Origin of the sequence: Aquimarina megaterium XH134, from assembly GCF_000520975.1 — a bacterium.
Lineage (GTDB): Bacteria > Bacteroidota > Bacteroidia > Flavobacteriales > Flavobacteriaceae > Aquimarina > Aquimarina megaterium.
Map to the genome: position 1 here is coordinate 25,009 of NZ_JACB01000032.1, position 20,060 is coordinate 45,068.

The following is a 20,060-nucleotide window of genomic DNA, read 5'->3' on the forward strand; positions in this document are numbered from 1 at the left end:
CATTAAATCTTAATGAGTCTTTCGTTTTATTTTAAAAGCTCTTCGTACTTATTTTTATTACCTAGTATTTCCTGACTTTTAGCTACTTCTGGGTTATGTGTTACATAATAATTATATAATCCTTCGCGATAGAAATAACGTTTAATAATCTCATCTGTTAGTAAATTAACAATTTCGGTCTTATAGGTATCTAAAGCTGCTTGTTTAGAAGTGTTTATCGAAGCAACAAGAGTATTATAAGTAGAGATTATATCTTTATCGAACTTTTCCTTTTTTGCTATTTCTAATGATTTTTTAAATGATTTTTCGGTTTCGGTCTCAAAATTAAACTCACTTTGTTTTACAAAATTTTTAAAATCTTCATAATCTTTATCTGTAAATTTAAAATCAGAGGATTTTTTTAATTGATGAGAATAATAATATTTTGTTCCATACTCAAAAATAGCATCAGATCGTAATAAAGCGGTAGTAATTTTACTGAATTTAGAGGTCTCTAATTCAATATCAGGCTGTATACCACCACCATCGTATACTGTTCTTCCGTTTTTGGTTTTAAAGGCTTTAAAATCTTGTTCATTGATGCGTACAGCATTATTATTTTTATCACGATTCCAATAATCTAATGCCTGAATACATCTTCCGCTTGGAGTATAATATCTAGAAATAGTAATTTTTAATTGAGTACCATAAGTTAGTTTTTTTGGTCGCTGTACTAATCCCTTGCCAAAACTTCTGGCACCAATAACTACTCCTCTATCTAGATCTTGAATACTACCTGCAACAATTTCACTTGCAGATGCACTTCTTCCGTTTACTAATACGACCAAGGGAATCTGGATATCTATAGGTTCTCTCTTTGTAAAATATTCTTTATTATATTTTTTTACCACCGATTTTGTAGTAGTGATTAACTCTCCTTTTGGCACAAAAATATTAGTAACGTTTATAGCTTCACTTAATAAACCACCAGGGTTACCTCTTAGATCTAAAATTACTTTATTAGCTCCTTTGGCTTTTAAATCTTTTAAAGCATCAATAGTTTCACTAGAGGCTTTGTTATTAAATTTTGATAATACAATATATCCGGTATTATCGTCTAGCAATGTATAAAAAGGAACAGCATCTACTTCTATTTCTTCTCGCGTTAACACTGTAGTTTTAGTTGCTCCCTGTCTTTTATAGGTAATGTCAACTTTAGTTCCGCTGGCTCCTTTAAGAAGTTCTCCCGCATCATCTTTAAAATCGGCTACTTTTACATCACCTATTTGTATAATTTCATCACCAGCTTTAAGACCAGCTTTATCTGCAGGATAACCTTTATAAGGTTCTATGATAATAATTTTATCTTTTATTGTTTTTACAGAAGATCCAATACCTGTGTATTCTCCTGCGTTACGTATTTTTGAAGCTTCAACATCCTGCTCGTTCCAATATTTAGTATAGGGATCCAAATCATCTAACATGGCTTTGATTGCCGTATCCATTAATTCTGCTGGATTTGTTTCATCTACATAATTCATATTTAATTCTTTGAACATAGTAGTGAAAATTTCAATCTGCTTAGCGATTTCAAAAAAATCTGACTTAAAACTTACTGTAGATAGTAAGATAATCACGGCAGCTACGGGGTAGATAATTCTCTTCTTCATTGATGTTTTCTTTAAATATTGCAAATCAAGTAAACATGTGATGTTGTTATTTTGATTTTATTTCTTGTTCGACAAATTTTTGTAATATTCCTTTTATTTTAGATTCTATTAATGAATATTCAGGTATTTCTTTACCTGAAAATAAAAACATAAAAGTGAATTGATGAGTAGTGTTGGGTACAATATACTTATTTTTTCTATAACTTTCACGCATTAAACGCTTTATACAATTACGGTCTACTGCTTTTTTGAAGTTACGTTTGCTAACCGATACGCCAGCTCTAATTATAATACGCTCTCCAAAATTTGATTTTCTATATACTAATCTAACGGGATATTTGGATATAGATTTTCCTTCAGAAAAAAGTAATTCTATTTCCTTTTTGCTTTTTAATCTTTCTTTTTTATTAAAAGTAGCATTCATTGGCATTAAATGTAGTGAATAGATTTTTTATAGAAGCAATAAAAAAACCGGTACTAAAACCGGTTTTTAATAAGACTTTAGTCTATGTGATTTATTCTTGTTAATAACAATTATTCTGAAAAACTATTATTTTTAGGGTTTATATCAGCCATAGTATTTGTAATATCAATTCCAATCGATTTTATTTCAGATTTTGGTTTAGAAAGATCTAAAGAATAAGTTGGGTTTGTCCAAGGCCAATCAGGTAATATAGTTCTTTTCATTGATGGGATTGGGTTTTCCTTTTCATTACGCATCACTCTTAAAGGAATATAAAATGACTCTATAGTACTATCTTTATATTCTACATAAAGATCAATAGGCATTGGCATTAATCCAATACGTTCTAAAGTGACTTTGGTAGTGTTATTATCTTCAACAACATCTTTAATTCCGTAATCTATTGTATTTGTTGTTTGCGTCCAATCTGTTAGATACCAATCTAATTGTATTCCAGACACTTTTTCTGCTACCCTTTTAAAATCATTAGGAGTAGGGTGCTTAAATTTCCATTCATCAAAATATCTTTTAATCGTTTTTGCAAGATTATCTTCTCCAATAATATATCCTAATTGTGAGAGAAAAACAGCTCCCTTCGTATACGCAGAAGCTCCATAAGCAGCATTATGCGAATAGTGATCTGCTTGAGTTGTCTGTGGTTGTTCTATACCAGAAGTAGCTAATTGGTAATATCCCTGGTACATACCTCTTAGCGAATTAGGATTATTCTGTTTCATTACATCATTCATCGCCAGAGTAGAAATATAGCTGGTAAACCCTTCATCCATCCACTCGTGTTTAGCTTCGTTAGTAGCGAGAATATGTTGAAACCATGAATGTGCCATTTCGTGTGCTGTAACGCCAACAAGGCTACCAAAATTTCTTTCTCCTGTGATTAGAGTCGACATGGCATATTCCATACCACCATCACCCCCTTGTAATACAGAGTATTGATCATATGGGTACTTTCCTATTTTTTCACTAAAATACTTCATCAACTCTACAGTTTTGGGCTGTAGATCTTTCCAGTTTTCTATAATTTCTTTCTTGTTTTTATACAAAAAATGAAGCGTTGGGCCATTAGGAACCTTTACAGTATCGTGCAAATATTCTGGATCTGCAACCCATGCAAAATCATGTACATTAGGAGCTTTAAAGTGCCATGAAAGCTTCTTGCCTTTTCTACTTACTTTTGTACCGGGCTCTTCATATCCATGCCCTATTTCTTGCGGGTTTTGCAAATATCCAGTACCACCCAAAATATAATCTTTATCAATAGTTATGGTTACATCAAAATCACCCCATACTCCGTGAAACTCTCTTGCGATATAAGGGTCTGCATGCCACCCTTCAAAGTCATATTCTGCAATTTTTGGATACCACTGTGTCATTGATAATGCAACACCCTCTTTGTTATTTCTTCCTGAACGGCGTATTTGTACAGGTACCTGACCGTTAAATTTCATAGAAAAAGTAACCTTTTCTCCTGGAGCAATAGGCTTATCTAGTGATACTTCTAAAACAGTCCCTGCAGTTTTATATGTTAATGGTTTTCCGTTCTGTGTTAGGGAAGAAACCTTTAAATACCCAATTTCTTCGGGAGTAAGTTTACTTATTCTGTTTCCAACTCTGGGGTCAGGATCAGGAAGATTACGAGAACGTATGTCCATTTCACTTCCTGGTTGAAATGCATTAAAATATAAGTGATAAAATACTTGATATAACGTATCAGGAGAATTGTTAGAATAGATGAGTTCTTGTGTCCCTTCATATTGAAAATTTTCAACATTCATATCCACATTCATCGTATAATCTACCTGTTGTTGCCAATACGAAGTATTGTTTTGTGCTGTAACGCAAAAAACACCAACTAAAAAGCCAAAACCAATTTTTTTAAACATAATAAATGAATTATTTAGACAATTTATCTGCCATAATAAGGGCATTATACAAATTAACCATTTTACCCGATTTAGATAACCCAGAAAAGCTTCCTACATTAGTTTGCTCCCCACCAATAACTACAGAGGATTTAGTACTTAATCCACTATCCATAAGTATCTTTTTTACCTGAGGAGCTTTTAAATTAGGGTAATACGATCTAATTAACGCAGCAACTCCTGCTACAGCCGGAGCTGCCATAGAGGTTCCTTGCAGATATTCGTATGAATTATTGGGTGTTGTTGACCATATTTTAACTCCAGGAGCAAATGCATCAACATTGTTTTTACCATAATTAGAGAAATCTGCTACCAAATTAGAGCCATAAGCATAATTTAAAGCACCAATGGTAATAAAATTATCAGCAATTTCAGAACCATTATTAGTTTGATCATTAGGGTATACTGCTTTTTTATCTAAATCTGTTCCTTCATTTCCTGCTGCATTTACAATCAATACATCTTTTGAGGCCGCATAGGTAATAGCTTCCCTAACCCATTCTGGATGTGTACTGTAGTACTTACCAAAACTAGTGTTAATTACTTTGGCTCCGTTATCTACAACATATCGTATTGCAAGTGCAATATCTTTGTCGTATTCGTCTCCATTAGGAACCGCTCTAACTGCCATTATTTTTACATTTTGTGCTATACCATTCATTCCTTTTCCATTATTTCTCTCTGCAGCGATTATACCAGCAACGTGGGTCCCGTGTTTTATACCTTCTTTTTTTGGATCTGGTCCCATTACATTATTATTCCCATATTTGACATCTGTGATATCATCTACGTTATCACCCACTACAGTTCTACCATCAAATTCGGGATTTAAATTATAATTTAACTGATCAGTGAAATGATCAACACCTTCTTTAAGGTTTTTGATAAAGTCTGGTATCGTATCACCTGGATCCATAAATCCAAACATTTGAGCAAGAAAAGCGACATGTTGTTGCATCTCTTGAGTCTTTGCTTCTACTTTTAAAAGTTCGTCTCGAGAATAGTCTTCTTTTCCCAGTGCATCTGTAATTGCTTTGTGCGAAACCTTAGATTGCTGAAGTATTTGTTCGTATTGTACTTTTTGAGCAGAGTTTTCCTGATATTCTTTTTCGAATTCTGCTTTGGCTGCAATATAATTTTGGTATTCACCTCGATCATTTTCTGGTATAGAAGCAAGAGTTTTACCAGCATATTTTGGTTTAAACTTTTTTATGATTCTCACATATTCAAGATTTTCGTCTTCAGAATCCCCTAAAAAATTCCAGCCGTGAATATCATCAATATAACCATTGTTATCATCATCTTTTCCATTCCCCTTAATCTCTTTTGGATTTGTCCAGATCACCCCATCCAGATCCTCATGCTCAATATCTACACCACTATCGATAACACCAACAATAACAGTCTTACCTTTTTTGTTTTTAATAAGAGTATTATAAGCTTTATTTACGCTCATCCCGGGAACCGTATCAGAAACCAAATCAAGCGAATTCCAACCTTTAAGTTGAGCATCGGTAAGATCTATATTTTTTAAAGGAATTGTATCGATATTCTCTATAGGTGTAGAAACAATGGTTGGAGCACCACAACTCACCAAAATCATAGATGAGGCAATAGTAGCAATAATTTTATTAGATGAGGGAATCATTTGATCTTTTATTTTAATTAAATATTTCATGACAAGTAAAGACTTCTTTTAATCGCACCCCTTTTTGGGTGTGTTGTACTGTTATTATTTCATTATGGGCATCATGTTGCAGGAATAAATACCATCCATTAGTAGCGGCATTATCAAGAAACAGTTTTTTTTCATCCAAGGTTAATAAGGGCCTGGTGTCATAACCCATTACATATGGTAAAGGAACATGACCGGCTGTAGGCAGAAGATCTGCCATAAACACAATCGTTTTACCTTTATATTCTATATGCGGAATCATTTGTTTTTCAGTATGTCCATTAACAAATAGTACGCCAAAACCTAATTCAGTGTTTTTTTGGAACGATGTACCTGACCTGGAAATAAAATTTAATTGACCACTTTCTTGTATCGGTATGATGTTTTCACTTAAAAAAGAAGCTTTTTCTCGAGCATTAGGCTGTGTAGCCCATTGCCAATGTTCTTCATTGCTCCATATTCGAGCATTTTTAAAAGCTAATTCATATCCTGTTTGGGCTTTATTCCATTGCACTACACCACCACAATGATCAAAGTGAAGATGAGTAATAAAAACATCGGTAACATCATCTCTGTGAAATCCTTTTGCTTTTAGAGAGGTATCTAAGCTATCATTTCCCCAAAGTGAATAATGACTGAAAAATTTTTCGGACTGCTTATCTCCCATTCCAGAGTCAATAAGAATTAACCTATCACCCTCTTCAATTAGTAAGCATCTTGCTGCAATATCAATTAGGTTTTTTTCATCTGCAGGGTTGGTTTTGTTCCATAAAACTTTTGGAACCACTCCAAACATAGCGCCTCCATCAAGTTTAAAATTTCCTGCTTTTATGGGATGTAGATTCATTTGTTTATTTTTAATTCTGTCTTTAATTAATATGATTGTCGCCAAAAGTTATTTAGATCTACACGTCTAAAGCACAAATTATTTTCTGGGGTCAAAAATGTTTTTAAGACATTTTCTATATATCTGATCCAATGGCTTATTTCGGTACTAATTAAAAATCTTTGCAAAATAGAAAAAATGGCAGGGATCAAGATTTAATTTTTGGACTTTTTAACAATAATTCATCATATTGTATACTTGTTATCACTTTTTCTAAGCGAGTTCCGTAATCTAATAAAGCTTTGATCTCTTTAATACTAGCCAAACGTTCTTTTCTCATCACCAACAAAGAGTTACCATTACATTCAATATGATAATATGGATTACTCTCTAAAAACAGTACTAATTCATCAGTAAAGAACAACTTAATTTTTTTTGGTTTTTCTCCTAAAAGGAAGAACCGTTTAGAAAAATCGGGATGGCCAGAAATTAAAATATCTTTAAACCCCGAGAACTTATATATAAACTCAAGTAACCCCTCTTTGTCTAAAGTAAATTTAGGAACTTCAGTTTTTAATTTTATAGTCATGATCGTGGTTCTCACCAAAGTACGGGCAATAAACTCACCTTCAGAAAATTCGGTATCAGAAATTCTAAAAATAGACTTTGAGTCATAAATAGAATTATTTAGATAATTGATTTTTTTAGTTTTAAAGAACACAAAATCATGCAAACCAGAGACATCATGACCTTTTTTAGGGGCATATTGCCAGGAAAAGTCATTTGCAATATTTTGTAAATCTTTTTGTCTTTTGGTAAGATTCGATTTTGCTCCTATTTTAATTTTTTTAGAAAAAGGAATCAAACTTCTTATGGCTAAAGGGTGTTCTGAAGAAGTACCATGAATATCTAGTCCTGTAATCTCAAAAGATCCTCCTTTTCTCTTAAAAGTTTCCTGATATCCTAATAAACTCTCCTGTACAGTATAATCTACAAAATCACAAAGAGAAAAATCTATTATAGTATCCTGATTCTCAGGAATTGTATCTAATTTTCTTTTTAATCGAGAATAATTAAGAAAGCTCGAAAAACTCTTTACACTAACAAAATAAGTATCGTTGAAACCTTCTTTAAACATAAGCACATTAGGTTTAAAAAGATTTCTGATAAAAAAGAGTACACTTTTATTAAGGATAAAATGTATAATAATCGTTGTTAGGATTCCGATAAGGATTCCTGTGATTAAGTTTGTTGTTATCGTTGCTATAATTGTGGCAAAGAAAATAATAAGTTGTTCTTTACCAATTTTGGCAACAATTTTTAAGTTTCTTGGAGCTGCCAGCTTATATCCTGTATACACCAAAATAGCAGCCAGTGCTGTAAGTGGAATTCTTTTAAGTTGATCTTGAAATAAAACTACAAATAATATTAAGAAGACAGAGTGAAAGAAATTAGAAGATCGGTTGGTACCTCCATTATTAACATTTACAGAACTACGGGCGATTACAGTAACTACATTAAGTCCTCCTATAAAACCACTAACAATCGATGCAATACCTAATGCAGTAAGATCTTTGTTAATATTTGACCTTCTTTTTAACGGGTCTAGCTTATCTACGGCCTTAATACTTAATAGAGATTCAATACTCGAAATTAAAGTTATTGCAATAACTACTCCTATAAATTTAAAGTCAAGAATTAATGAAAAATCTGGAGTAGGGAAGTTTGAAAAAACATCATTGGGTATTTGTACCAATAAGGAGTCATCTATAGGGTAAGGAGCACTTGAAAAGAATTCGTAATAATAGCTTAAACCAACAGCAATAAGAACGATCCACATGGGAGCTGGTACCAATTGAAAATATTTATTTCTGATTTTACCATAAAAAAACATAATCAATAAGCTCAAAACTCCAACTAATGCAGCAATAGCAATGGCACTATATTCAGGTTTAAATAGTAACGAAATACTATGAGGAATATCTGTTAACAAGGAAATAGTATCTCCTTTAATACTTGTATTAGCAAGCATAACATGAAACTGTTTTGCAAAAATACTTATTCCTATAGCGGCAAGCATTCCCTGAATTGCCGAAGAAGGGAAAAAGTCACTCAGAATCCCCAATCGCAATTGGCCAATAATGATCATTAATGCTCCCGAGCATATGATGGCAGCTAATGTAAAGATATAACCTTGATAAAGATCTCCATTAGCAAGTGTTGTTATTGCTCCTAATAAAACAACAACCAATCCATTACCGGGACCTGTAATTGTAACTTTAGATCCTCCAAAAATGCTTACAATGATCCCTCCAACAACAGAAGCAATTACTCCAGAGATAGGTGGAGCTTCTGAAGCTAAAGCCAATCCTAAACCCAATGGTAATGCAATTAGTGAAACCACAAAACCCGAAAAAATATTCTTAGGCAGTTGAGATAAAAATTCAGATGTAGCGTTATTCGTTTTCTTCATTTATCTCATAATTAAAACATCTGTTGGTAATTCTGATAAAATATGCTCAAGATCATGAAGAAAAATACGATCTAAGAACGTAGTTCTTTTAGGAGCATTCATAATAAGAAGGTCTGCGGCGACCACTTTTGCGTAATGACCAATAGAATATCCTCTTTTTCCAAATATAGATTGTGTTTTTATTAAAATACCAGTTTTAAGATCTTCAGGAACATCGCTTAAGATATGCTGTACTCTAAGATCTTCTTTTTGAGCTAATTGTTCTTTTATTAATGTGTCTTTAAGCAAAGATTGATCGTCTTCTACAATAACCTTAACTTCTTGACGAGAAATCTCTTCTACAATAGTGAGTTTTTGTGCACCAAGATTCTGGGCTACTTCAAACGAATCAAGAATTGTTTGCCTGGTTTTTTCATCTTTAAGACCATTTACTACAATATGATTACAAGGGCGTAAATCTTCTGATGGTTTTATTAACAGCAAAACAGAACAATGTGCATTTCTGGTGATTTTTCGTGCAATTGACCCAATATAAAATTTAAGAAAATCTTCTCTGGGGATAGCACCAAGCATAATAAGATCAGCATTATTTTCTCTGGCTGTTTCAATAATTACTGTAACGGGATCCCCTTGTTTCCAAATAACATTTACTTTTTCATCATCGTCAGAAAATCCTGAAATTAGCTTTTTTATATTATCTTCTTTCTCATTCGTTTTTTCGCCTACATGAACAATGATCATTTTAGAATCGAAAAAATCGACCATTCGCATAGCCTCAAAAATATTATTTTTAAGGTTTGGAGAAAAAGCTACACCAATAAGGATAGTATTAAATTTATGATTAGGTAATTCGTTCAAAGATTTATTTTGTAATAATTTTAAATCGCGAAATATAAACTTAATTTTTTAAAATCAGAAAACAGCACTTATTTCTGTTATTTTTAAAAAAATCCCGATCTTTCTCACATTAATCTGATTTAAGAACAAAACATGTTAGAACTTGCAGGAATAATTATATTAGGGATTTTGGCCCAATGGGTGGCATGGAAATTTAAAATACCCGCAATTTTACCGTTAATTCTTATAGGACTTTTGGTTGGTCCTTTCGCTACATTATTTACTAGTGACGGCACTAAATTGATACAACCTATCTGGAATGGGACAGAAGGTCTTTTTCCTGGTGAGAGTTTATTTTATTTTGTTTCTTTAGCGATAAGTATTATTCTTTTTGAAGGTGGCCTTACCTTAAGAAGAAGTGAAATTCTTAATGTAGGCCCAGTGATTATAAAATTAATTACGATTGCTGTTATTGTTACTTTTTTTGGTGCAGGATTGGCAGCACACTATATTTTTGATCTAAGCTGGCCCATCTCGTTCTTATTTTCTTCATTGATTATTGTAACTGGCCCTACAGTAATAACTCCAATTCTTAGAAATATTCCTCTTAAAAAAGATGTATCTGCTGTATTAAAATGGGAGGGTATTTTGATTGATCCTATTGGTGCTTTGGTAGCCGTTTTGGTATTTGAGTTTATAAGAGTAGGTGGTGGCGAAGAATTTACACTAACAGCTTTAATCGAATTTGGAAAAATTATACTTGTTGGTTTTACATTTGGTTTTACATTTGCTCATGCGTTGGCATTTTCTCTAAAGAAAAAAATTATCCCGCATTACTTACTTAATGTAGTAACCCTTGCATTGGTATTAGGTGTTTTTGTATTATCAGATACTTTTGCTCATGAATCTGGATTACTTTCTGTAGTAATTATGGGTATGGTATTAGGAAACATAAATCTTCCTCATATTGATGAGATTCTATATTTTAAAGAATCTCTAAGTGTACTTTTGATCTCGATATTATTTATCCTTCTGGCAGCAAATATCAATATCGAGGATTTACAACTAATCTATAATTGGCAAGCTGTTTTACTTTTTGTTATTGTTGTTTTTATAGTAAGACCGGTAGGTGTGTTCTTGAGTTCTCTTAATTCTGGACTTAAAACCAACGAAAAATTATTTATTAGCTGGGTAGGACCAAGAGGGATCGTAGCAGCAGGTATTGCATCATTATTTGGATTAAAGCTATATAAAGAAGGAATTCCGGGGGCAGAGTATATTACACCTCTTGTGTTTATGATTGTATTGGGTACTGTTTTACTTAATGCTACAACAGCACGTCTTTTTGCCAAATTGGTAGGTGTATTTCTTAAAAAATCTGAAGGAATCTTGATTATTGGCGCTTCCAAAATTTCGAGATTGATTGCAGCGTATATAAAAAATAACAATCGTCATGTCGTTTTGGTAGATAGTAATAGAGATAACATCAATAAAGCCAAAGATCTTGGCCTAGAAGCGATCGAAGGCAATATTTATGGTGATCAGCTTAAAGACAATATCGAATTAAATGATATAGGGTATTTAATGGCGCTTACCGGTAACAATGATATAAATAAATACGTAATTGATAAGTTTAAAGATCAATTTGGGGAACATGGAGCTTTTAGACTAATTACTTCTGAAGAAATGTTAGACCCCAAAAAAACTCCTCATGAAGGATTATTTTCTCATACCGATGATTACTATAAACTTATTGAACTTGCCGAAAAATATCCGGGAATACAGGAAATAAAAATTAAGGATAAAAAGCAGTATAGAGCATTAATCGAGTTAACCAAAGAGGATAAAGATATTATTCCACTGTTTATAAAAGACACACATAAAAATATTAGAATCATATCCTCGTTTAGTGAGGAAATAGAACAAGTAGAAGAAGGAAGTTTTCTGGCCTATATTGGTAAGCCTATAGATATCGAAGAGGTAAAATAATTACTTGCTATTGCATATTTATAAGGTAGTAACACGACTTGATTATATAGTGATATTACAGAGTCCAGTTTAATTTTCTTATTTTTGAACTCACTTAACCTAAAAATCAAGAATCGAAATGAAAAAACTGGTGTATGTCGTTGCCTATATCCTTGCCCTGGGATTTGCAGCATGTGGAAGCGATGATGATGTAGATTGTGTTAAAGCTAATGTCGATTTATCAGAAGCTGCAGCTACATATAGTCAAAACATTGGTTCTACAGAAGCTTGTACTGCATATAAAACAGCAATAGAAGTAGTTTTAAATAATGGTTGCGCTGCCGATGATGAAACCATTAAAGTGTATGAAGAGCAATTAAAAATATTAGGAGATTGTAAGTTTGGAGGACAAACTTGCCTGAATTGTACTAATAATGATATTACTCTGCGGGTATGTAGAGGAGAAAACGGAAATGCATTTATACAAGAATTTCGTCAAGGAGTATTAACTCCTAGAGATACTGGTGTTCCTTTTGACAAATATGTAGAACTTTCAGATTGTAAATAATTTGATAGTATCTTTATAAAAGAACAGATAAAAAGGTGATCATTTTTGATCATCTTTTTTGTTTAATAAGATATATGTATACCGGAAAATGATCACTATACCCTCCTGTATATGTATTATTGGTATAACTACGAAAAGGATATCCCTTATACTTGCCAGTTGGTGTAATCAAATATTCTGGATTAAATACTCCTGCTTTATAATACCGATAAGAAGAATAATCGGTGTCTAAAAAACTTTTAGAAATAATAATTTGATCAAACAGACTCCATTGGTCTCTCCATGCAAGAGACCCCAACCCTTTTTTTGCCAATTTTGCCATAGGATTGTAAAGTCCTTTAATTTCAATATTTTTTCTATGTTGTTTTGCTTTCAGTATTTTTTTTACACTCGAGTCATTAGGGTTATCATTAAGATCACCCATTGTGATAATTTTTGCATACGGATCTGTAGCGAATATAGAATCCATTATCTTTTTATTTAATGCTGCTGCTTTTTCTCTCTTATATCTACTTCTAGCTTCTCCTCCTCTTCTTGATGGCCAATGGTTTACAATAATATGAATTAGATCCCCATCCAGATAACCACTTACCAATAACTGATCTCTTGTAAACACTCGTTTAGCAGTATCTTTGTCGTAAATTATCAATTCATGCTTATTGTAGTTTTTCACTTTAAACAATGCATTTTGATAGAGTAAAGCCACATCTATACCTCTTCTATCCGGTGAGTCAAAATGTACAATACTATAATCTTTAGATCTAAGATTTGGATCATTAACAAGATCTTCGAGCACTTTTCTATTTTCTATTTCTGCAACACCTAAAATGGCAGGAGAGTTGATAGCTAAACCTTTGCCTATTTCAGAGATTGTTCTGGCCATATTTTTCACTTTATGAGTATATAATTTATAGGTCCAATGATCTTTTCCCTTAGGAGTTCTGTCATCATCAAAAGTTATAGGGTCATCTTCGGGATCAAAGAGATTTTCGAGATTATAAAATGCTATAGTATGGATCACATACTCCTTTTTTTCTTGTGCACAAAGAAATGAGGTGAATAATAATATGAAAGCGAGTGTTACGAAGATGTCTTTTGAAAACATAAGATTGCTTTTTGTGAGACTTCATAGATTTTAGAACCTGTGAGGTCTAGGATTAATGCCCTCGGCATACACTCGATTTGAATCTCGAGATTATCCTGGAGCTAATATTATTTATAAATCAATTACAAATATTGGTTTTTCCAGTTTCGAAAAATGAAACTGGGATATTATATACTTGCCTTTATTAACCTATAAATCAGTATGGTTTCGAGTTGTTTAACCTCACACATCTAATAAAATGACATATTATTCTTTTGATCCAAAATATATACTATTGATTTTCTTTTGTAGTATCTCTAGTGTTAATGCACAACAAACTGAGTTAAAAGGAAAAATTATTGACGCCATTTCTGGTGCAAATCTTGAAAAAGTTACAGTATCCATTAAAAAAACAAAAGTTAGTGTGCTTACTACTACTTTTGGTGAATTTGATTTTAGAGACACCAAACTTCCTTTGGGGGAGCAAGTATTAATAATATCTAAGGACGGATATGTAACTAAGCGTTTTCCTATTACAATTAATGAAGGAAATGTCCTGGACCTTAAGAAAATAGACTTACAATTTGATTTTAATACCGAACAACAACAAATAGGTACGATTAGCCTTTCGGATCATGAATTGGATGAAGATAATGATATATCTTTTAGTGTTTCGGGATTACTTCAATCTACCCGAGATGTATTTCTTACTGCAGCAGCATTTGATTTTAGCTCAACTTTTTTTCGTCCCAGAGGTTTAGGAAATGAGAACGGAAAAATCCTGATCAATGGGATTGAAATGAACAAATTTTCTAATGGAAGACCACAATGGAGCAATTGGGGAGGATTAAATGATGTACAACGTAATCAGGAATTTTCATTAGGAATTTCAGAAAACGACTATACATTTGGAGATCTTTTAGGAACTTCTAACATCATTATGAGAGCTTCTAAGTACCGCAAAGGAGGCAAAATATCTTATGCCTTTTCTAACCGTAGTTATCAGGGGAGAGTAATAGGAACGTATAATTCTGGAGTTACCGAAAAAGGATGGGCTTTCTCTGTGTCTTTATCCAGAAGATATGGAAAAGAAGGTTTTGTTGAAGGAACCTTATACGACTCAAATTCATTTTTTGTTTCGATTGAAAAAAAATTAGGGAAGAAACACAGCTTAAATCTAACGGGTTTTTATACTCCAAATCGTAGAGGAAGATCTACAGCAATTACCGATGAAGTATTTAATCTTAAAGGAAACAATTATAATCCTAACTGGGGATACCTGAACGGAGAAATAAGGAACTCTAAAGAGCGAAAAATAGAAGAACCAGTCTTTATGTTAAACCACTATTGGAGCATATCAAAGAAAACTCATTTACAAACTAATATTGCTTTTCAAACTGGTAAAATTGCTAATAGTAGAATAGATAATGGAGGAAGTGATTTAATAATTGGTCCAAATGCGCAACAAACTTATATTGGAGGAGGAAGAAGCGCAAACACCAACCCTGTGCATCCGGATAATATGCCAAGTTCTTTTTTAGAAGGTCCTAATCCAACTCCTCTAGATTATCAAAATGCTTTTTTGGCACAACAAAATCTCATCAATAATGGGCAATTAAACTGGCGTGATATATTACAAACCAATCAACAAAATGCGCAAAAAGGTAATAACTCAACATATATCTTATATGAGGATAGAACAGATGACGCCTTGTTGAGTGGCAATATGATATTAAATAGTCAATTCAATACATACATTACATTAAATGCGGCGATTGGGTACAAGAATTTAAAGAGTCAAAATTTTGCTGAGGTAACAGATCTTTTGGGTGGTACAGGTTTTCTGGATGTTGATGTATTTGCGTTATCTTCAACAGAGTTAACTTCTTCCGAATTAACTAGTAGAGCGCAGAGTGATTTACGCAACCCGAATCGTATTGTGGGAGTAGGAGATCGCTATGATTATAATTATGAGATTGAGGCCTCTGCGATTAATGGATTTCTTCAAGGACAATTTAAGTTGAAAAGAGTTAATTTCTTTTTAGGTGGAACAATTTCGCAAACAATATATCAAAGAAATGGTTTGTTTGAAAATGGATATTTTCCTGGAAACGATTCCTTTGGAAAAAGTGAAGCTTTAAATTTTATGAATTATGGAGTAAAAGGAGGGGCTACCATTGCGATCAACGGGCATCATTTTATTAAACTACAAAGTGTCTATTTCAATAAACCACCTACAATTCGTAACGCTTTTGCAAATGCAAGATATAATAATAGCACCATAGCAAAATTAATAGGAGAAGATCAGGAAAGTGAAAAAATCCAATCTGTAGATGGTAGTTATATATTTCGTTCTCCCAAGATCAAAGCCAGATTAACAGGATATTATTCTAAGATTTTGGATGCTACGAATATTTCTTTCTTTTTTACCGAAGCTATTTCAGGATCAGATGTGGGGTTTGTTCAGGAAATACTTACCGACATAGATAAACGGTATATCGGAGGAGAATTTGGGGTCGAATACCAGATCACCCCCACTATTAAAATTAAAGGAGCAGCGGCAGTTGGTAGTTTTGTGTTTGATAATGATCTAGACCTGGTCTTAACCAGTACTAGTGAAGCATTTTCAGATATTGAAGGGATACAAAGTTTCGGAAAATCAGCATTAAAAGGATATCATATTGCAGGAGGACCTCAACGGGCAGGACAATTAGGTTTTGAGTACCGTGACCCAGATTTTTGGTGGTTTGGAGCTACCACCAATTATTTTTCTAACGCCTATATCAACATAAGTCCTTTTGCAAGAACCGCGAATTTTTATCGAGATACAGATGGACTACCTTTTAATGATTATGATGAGGATGTTGCAAAACAACTTTTACGACAAGAGCAGTTTAAAGACTACTTCCTTGTAAATGCTATTGGTGGTAAATCCTGGAGAATCAAGAAATATTACATTGGTTTTTTTGCCTCTATAAATAATATTCTTGATCAAGGATATAAAACAGGAGGATTCGAACAAGCCAGAAATGCAAATTACCGATTAGCTTTAGAAGAATCACAACGTGATACTCCTGTTTATGGATCAAAGTACTTTTATGGGTATGGCACTTCCTACTATCTAAATGTATATATAAGATTTTAGTACTAGACCTCACAGGTCTTAGAGACCTGTGAGGTCTACTTTCATAATAAGAACAATAAACACAACAAAAAATATAATATAAAATGAACACAAAGAATTTTTTTTGGATTTTAATTGTATCATGTACAATTATGGCTTGCTCACCAGAAGATGAATTTAAAATATCTCCGGTTACCATAGACGAACCACAAATTGAAGGTACACTAATTACAATTGACGCAATACTCGGTATTCTGGGACAAAAACTTGTAGAAGATGGAGAAAATGCTAAAGTAGTTTTTGAAGATACTAACAATTTTATCCAGGGTTACGTAGTATCCAGTGATAAAGCCAGTAATTTTTATAAAGAATTGGTGCTTCAGGATAAACATACTAATCCTTCTGCAGGTATTCGGGTATTAATAGATGATAATCCATTATTTACTACCTATGAATTTGGACGTAAAGTATATATCAAACTAGATGGTTTGTCTCTTGGGATAGAAAATGGGATTCCAACTCTTGGAATTTCAGAAGGAAATACTATTGGTGCAATCCCTTCTTTTTTTATAGAAGAAGTTGTGATAAGGTCTACAGAAACGGCTGCCATAACTCCGCTAGAAATCACAATTGAAGATTTTACTGATAAACTAGTAAACGTATACATCAAAGTAAACAATATTCAGTTTACTAAAAATCTGGTTTTAGAAGATAACACCTTTACTTTTGCAGCAGAAAATTATGATAAGTTTGATGGAGAACGTATTGTAGAGAGTTGTGCAACAGGAAGAAACACGATAATTAGCACGAGTACTTTTTCAGACTTTAAAGGCCTTAAACTACCAAGTCAACAAGGAAGTTTTGAAGGAATATTAACTAAAAACTTTTTAGGAAACACATATAACTTAGTACTTAATGATCCGCGAGGGTTAGTATTTGATAATGAAACGAGATGTGACCCTACAGTTTTAGAATGCCCGGCAATTTCTGAAGGAGTTATGATATTATTTGAAGAAGATTTTACAGATCTCAAAATTGGTGACCTAGAAGATTCTGGATGGATGAATAGTAATATCACAGGAGGAAAGTTAAAATATAAGATAGGTAATTTTGGTGAAAATCAATATGCACAAATAACAGGATATAGGTCAAAAGAAAGTTTCTATGAAGTATGGTTTATTACTCCTGATATTGATATAAGCACCTCACTAGATGAGGTTTTATATTTTGATCTTCAGGCGGGATATGATAACGGAAATATCCTTGAGGTTTTTGCGGCCGATAATTTTACAGGAGACCCTACAACTACATCGTGGACAAAGCTTGATGCTATGATCCCAAGAGGGCCATTAAACGCTTTTGGCAATTCTACACCTGCAGGGCCTATTGGGTTATCTTGTTTGGAGGGAACCATTCGTATAGGTTTTCGATATATTGGTGGTGACCCCAGAGCCACTACACGATACCATATTGATGATATAAAAATTACCGGAAAATAAGATGTAATGATCAAAACCTAATCAGACCTCACAGGTCTCTAAGACCAGTGAGGTCTAAATTAAAAAATAGAAAAATGAAATACGAACCATTAGTACCTGATACTTATTTTCATATATACAATAGAGGAAACAATAAAGAAGATATTTTTAAAGAAGAGCGCAACTATAAGTACTTTTTGAGCCTTCTTGAGAAGTATTGTAACGATATCTGCGAAGTTTATGCATATTGCTTACTGAAGAATCATTTTCATTTAGTAATTAAGACAAATACAGATGTTGAAGGAAGGCTGATTTCACAGAAATTTTCGAATATGTTTAATACCTATGCTAAAGCGATCAACAAAGCTTATGATAGAAATGGAAGTTTGTTCAAAGATAGATTTTCAAGAAAGAAAATAGATAATGAAATATATTTGAAACAACTTATCATCTATGTACATTTAAATCCAGAACACCACAGGATGGCTTCAGATTTCAGAGCATATCCATTCTCTTCATATCAAAGTTTTTTATCTTCTAAACATTCCAAGCTCAGTAGAGAGTTTATACTCTCTTTGTTTGGTGACATATCTAATTTTGAGTATGCACACTTAAATGGAAAAGTAAAAATTGAAGAACGTTATACTTTAGAATTGATTAGTTAGAATATAGTTATTACAGACCTCACAGGTCTCTAAGACCTGTGAGGTCTGATTAAAGATAATTTTTGTAAACGGTTGAATTCTATTCAGGTACCCTATTATTTTTTTTCATATTCTTTTGTCGTTGGCTTTTAGCAAAGCATTGTATTTTGCATAAAAAAGCAGAAATAATGGCTAGTATAGAAATCCGTCATTTAAAACTTATTGATACTGTTGCAGAAGTAGGAACCTTAAAAAATGCAGCAGAAAAACTTTTTCTTACACAATCGGCATTAAGTCATCAACTTAAAGAATTAGAGTCTCGTCTAGGTACCCAAATCTTTTATAGAGTTAATAATCAATTGGTGTTTACTACGTCTGGTAAAGAGCTACGAGATGCCAGTAAAGAAATACTCGAACGCTTGAAACAGGCAGAAAGTACTATCCAGGAAATAAGTCAAGATCATATGAAAAATTATATCCATGGATATTCTCAGGAAGAAACAACTCGATTAAATGATCAGGCTAATTCTATTGCAGAGCTTTTGCACTGGGACTCAAAATGGAAAGAAGGCTCTCTAATTCTTGAGGCTGGTTGTGGCGTTGGGGCACAAACCAAAATTATAGCAAAAAAGAACTTAGATTCGACTTTTGTTTCTGTAGACCTGTCTACTGCCTCATTAGAAAAAGCAGAGGAATCAATCAAAGAGCACGACATCAAGAATGTAGAATTTAAGGTTGCAGATTTGTTAAACTTACCTTTTAAAGATGATCATTTTGATCACATTTTTGTTTGCTTTGTTTTAGAACATATGTCCCACCCAAAAGAAGCTATGCAGGAACTAAAGAGAGTTCTTAAACCCGGGGGAACACTTATGATAATTGAAGGAGATCATGGTTCTGCATATTTTTACCCAGATAGTCTATGTGCGCAAAAAGTGGTCCAGGCACAAGTAACTTTACAACAACAAAAAGGAGGGAATGCTAATATTGGTAGAGCGCTATATCCGTTGTTACTTGATTCGGGATTTAAGAATATCACTATTTCTCCCAGGCAGGTATATGTTGATGATTCTAAACCTGAATTACTAGATGGGTTTATTAAAAATACCTTTACCGCAATGGTCAGAGGGATTACAGAAGAAGCATTAGCAAAAAAAATTATTAGCAAAGAAGAAATGAACAGAGGTATTAATGATTTGTATAAGACTGCCGAAGGAGGAGGCACATTTTGTTATACTTTTTTTAAAGGAATAGCGATTAAAGATTAGTGTTTTAGGTCATTAAACTTCTTATCTATTCAGATAGAATTAGTAGTTAAGCTATAATCTTGG

Annotated in this window: 14 protein-coding genes; 6 read left to right on the top strand and 8 right to left on the bottom strand. The window is 33.0% G+C overall.

What is annotated here, in order from left to right:
- Positions 1–26 precede the first annotated feature (26 nt).
- From Z053_RS0116735 to Z053_RS0116765, 7 genes are all read right to left on the bottom strand, one after another.
- Complete coding sequence (locus Z053_RS0116735; protein WP_025666138.1) at positions 27–1,649, bottom strand: S41 family peptidase; 1,623 nt, start codon at positions 1,647–1,649, stop codon at positions 27–29.
- 46 nt (positions 1,650–1,695) lie between these two features.
- On the bottom strand, positions 1,696–2,073 hold the full coding sequence (rnpA, locus tag Z053_RS0116740; protein WP_025666139.1) for a ribonuclease P protein component: 378 nt from the start codon (positions 2,071–2,073) through the stop codon (positions 1,696–1,698).
- A 110-nt stretch (positions 2,074–2,183) separates the two neighbouring features.
- On the bottom strand, positions 2,184–4,013 hold the full coding sequence (locus tag Z053_RS0116745) for a M1 family metallopeptidase (protein WP_025666140.1): 1,830 nt from the start codon (positions 4,011–4,013) through the stop codon (positions 2,184–2,186).
- 10 nt (positions 4,014–4,023) lie between these two features.
- Positions 4,024–5,730, bottom strand: a complete 1,707-nt coding sequence (locus tag Z053_RS0116750) for a S8 family peptidase (RefSeq protein ID WP_025666141.1) — start codon at positions 5,728–5,730, stop codon at positions 4,024–4,026.
- Complete coding sequence (locus Z053_RS0116755; RefSeq protein ID WP_025666142.1) at positions 5,714–6,574, bottom strand: MBL fold metallo-hydrolase; 861 nt, start codon at positions 6,572–6,574, stop codon at positions 5,714–5,716. Before Z053_RS0116755 ends, Z053_RS0116750 begins: the two co-directional genes overlap by 17 nt.
- A gap of 187 nt (positions 6,575–6,761) precedes the next feature.
- Complete coding sequence (locus Z053_RS0116760; protein ID WP_025666143.1) at positions 6,762–9,026, bottom strand: SulP family inorganic anion transporter; 2,265 nt, start codon at positions 9,024–9,026, stop codon at positions 6,762–6,764.
- A complete protein-coding gene (locus Z053_RS0116765) occupies positions 9,027–9,884 on the bottom strand; it encodes a universal stress protein (RefSeq protein WP_025666144.1) in 858 nt (285 codons plus the stop codon).
- A 132-nt stretch (positions 9,885–10,016) separates the two neighbouring features.
- Between Z053_RS0116765 and Z053_RS0116770 the strand changes: the two genes are divergently transcribed.
- Both Z053_RS0116770 and Z053_RS0116775 read left to right on the top strand, forming a co-directional pair.
- On the top strand, positions 10,017–11,852 hold the full coding sequence (locus Z053_RS0116770) for a cation:proton antiporter (protein ID WP_025666145.1): 1,836 nt from the start codon (positions 10,017–10,019) through the stop codon (positions 11,850–11,852).
- A 118-nt stretch (positions 11,853–11,970) separates the two neighbouring features.
- Complete coding sequence (locus Z053_RS0116775; protein ID WP_025666146.1) at positions 11,971–12,399, top strand: hypothetical protein; 429 nt, start codon at positions 11,971–11,973, stop codon at positions 12,397–12,399.
- A 49-nt stretch (positions 12,400–12,448) separates the two neighbouring features.
- Here the strand turns inward: Z053_RS0116775 and Z053_RS0116780 are convergent, their stop codons facing one another.
- Positions 12,449–13,504, bottom strand: coding sequence for an endonuclease/exonuclease/phosphatase family protein (locus Z053_RS0116780; RefSeq protein WP_025666147.1), 1,056 nt, complete (start codon positions 13,502–13,504; stop codon positions 12,449–12,451).
- Between the two features lie 238 nt (positions 13,505–13,742).
- Between Z053_RS0116780 and Z053_RS0116785 the strand changes: the two genes are divergently transcribed.
- The 4 genes from Z053_RS0116785 (at position 13,743) to Z053_RS0116800 (ending at position 19,997) form a co-directional block, all read left to right on the top strand.
- Positions 13,743–16,628 (top strand): carboxypeptidase-like regulatory domain-containing protein, encoded by a 2,886-nt coding sequence (locus Z053_RS0116785; protein ID WP_025666148.1) that lies wholly within the window; start codon positions 13,743–13,745, stop codon positions 16,626–16,628.
- Between the two features lie 83 nt (positions 16,629–16,711).
- The gene (locus Z053_RS0116790; protein WP_025666149.1) at positions 16,712–18,106 is read left to right on the top strand and encodes a DUF5689 domain-containing protein; all 1,395 of its coding nucleotides are present in this window, start codon (positions 16,712–16,714) and stop codon (positions 18,104–18,106) included.
- A gap of 74 nt (positions 18,107–18,180) precedes the next feature.
- A complete protein-coding gene (locus tag Z053_RS0116795) occupies positions 18,181–18,750 on the top strand; it encodes a transposase (RefSeq protein WP_025666150.1) in 570 nt (189 codons plus the stop codon).
- Between the two features lie 167 nt (positions 18,751–18,917).
- Complete coding sequence (locus tag Z053_RS0116800; RefSeq protein ID WP_081748283.1) at positions 18,918–19,997, top strand: methyltransferase domain-containing protein; 1,080 nt, start codon at positions 18,918–18,920, stop codon at positions 19,995–19,997.
- Positions 19,998–20,060 lie beyond the last annotated feature (63 nt).

Excerpts from the sequence above, each read along its gene's own strand:
- Z053_RS0116755 (WP_025666142.1), bottom strand. The coding sequence starts at position 6,574 with ATGAATCTACATCCCATAAAAGCAGGAAATTTTAAACTTGATGGAGGC.
- Z053_RS0116775 (WP_025666146.1), top strand. The coding sequence starts at position 11,971 with ATGAAAAAACTGGTGTATGTCGTTGCCTATATCCTTGCCCTGGGATTT.
- Z053_RS0116735 (WP_025666138.1), bottom strand. The coding sequence starts at position 1,649 with ATGAAGAAGAGAATTATCTACCCCGTAGCTGCCGTGATTATCTTACTA.
- Z053_RS0116770 (WP_025666145.1), top strand. The coding sequence starts at position 10,017 with ATGTTAGAACTTGCAGGAATAATTATATTAGGGATTTTGGCCCAATGG.
- Z053_RS0116800 (WP_081748283.1), top strand. The coding sequence starts at position 18,918 with ATGGCTAGTATAGAAATCCGTCATTTAAAACTTATTGATACTGTTGCA.
- Z053_RS0116785 (WP_025666148.1), top strand. The coding sequence starts at position 13,743 with ATGACATATTATTCTTTTGATCCAAAATATATACTATTGATTTTCTTT.
- Z053_RS0116790 (WP_025666149.1), top strand. The coding sequence starts at position 16,712 with ATGAACACAAAGAATTTTTTTTGGATTTTAATTGTATCATGTACAATT.
- Z053_RS0116795 (WP_025666150.1), top strand. The coding sequence starts at position 18,181 with ATGAAATACGAACCATTAGTACCTGATACTTATTTTCATATATACAAT.
- Z053_RS0116750 (WP_025666141.1), bottom strand. The coding sequence starts at position 5,730 with ATGAAATATTTAATTAAAATAAAAGATCAAATGATTCCCTCATCTAAT.
- rnpA (WP_025666139.1), bottom strand. The coding sequence starts at position 2,073 with ATGAATGCTACTTTTAATAAAAAAGAAAGATTAAAAAGCAAAAAGGAA.
- Z053_RS0116780 (WP_025666147.1), bottom strand. The coding sequence starts at position 13,504 with ATGTTTTCAAAAGACATCTTCGTAACACTCGCTTTCATATTATTATTC.
- Z053_RS0116760 (WP_025666143.1), bottom strand. The coding sequence starts at position 9,026 with ATGAAGAAAACGAATAACGCTACATCTGAATTTTTATCTCAACTGCCT.
- Z053_RS0116745 (WP_025666140.1), bottom strand. The coding sequence starts at position 4,013 with ATGTTTAAAAAAATTGGTTTTGGCTTTTTAGTTGGTGTTTTTTGCGTT.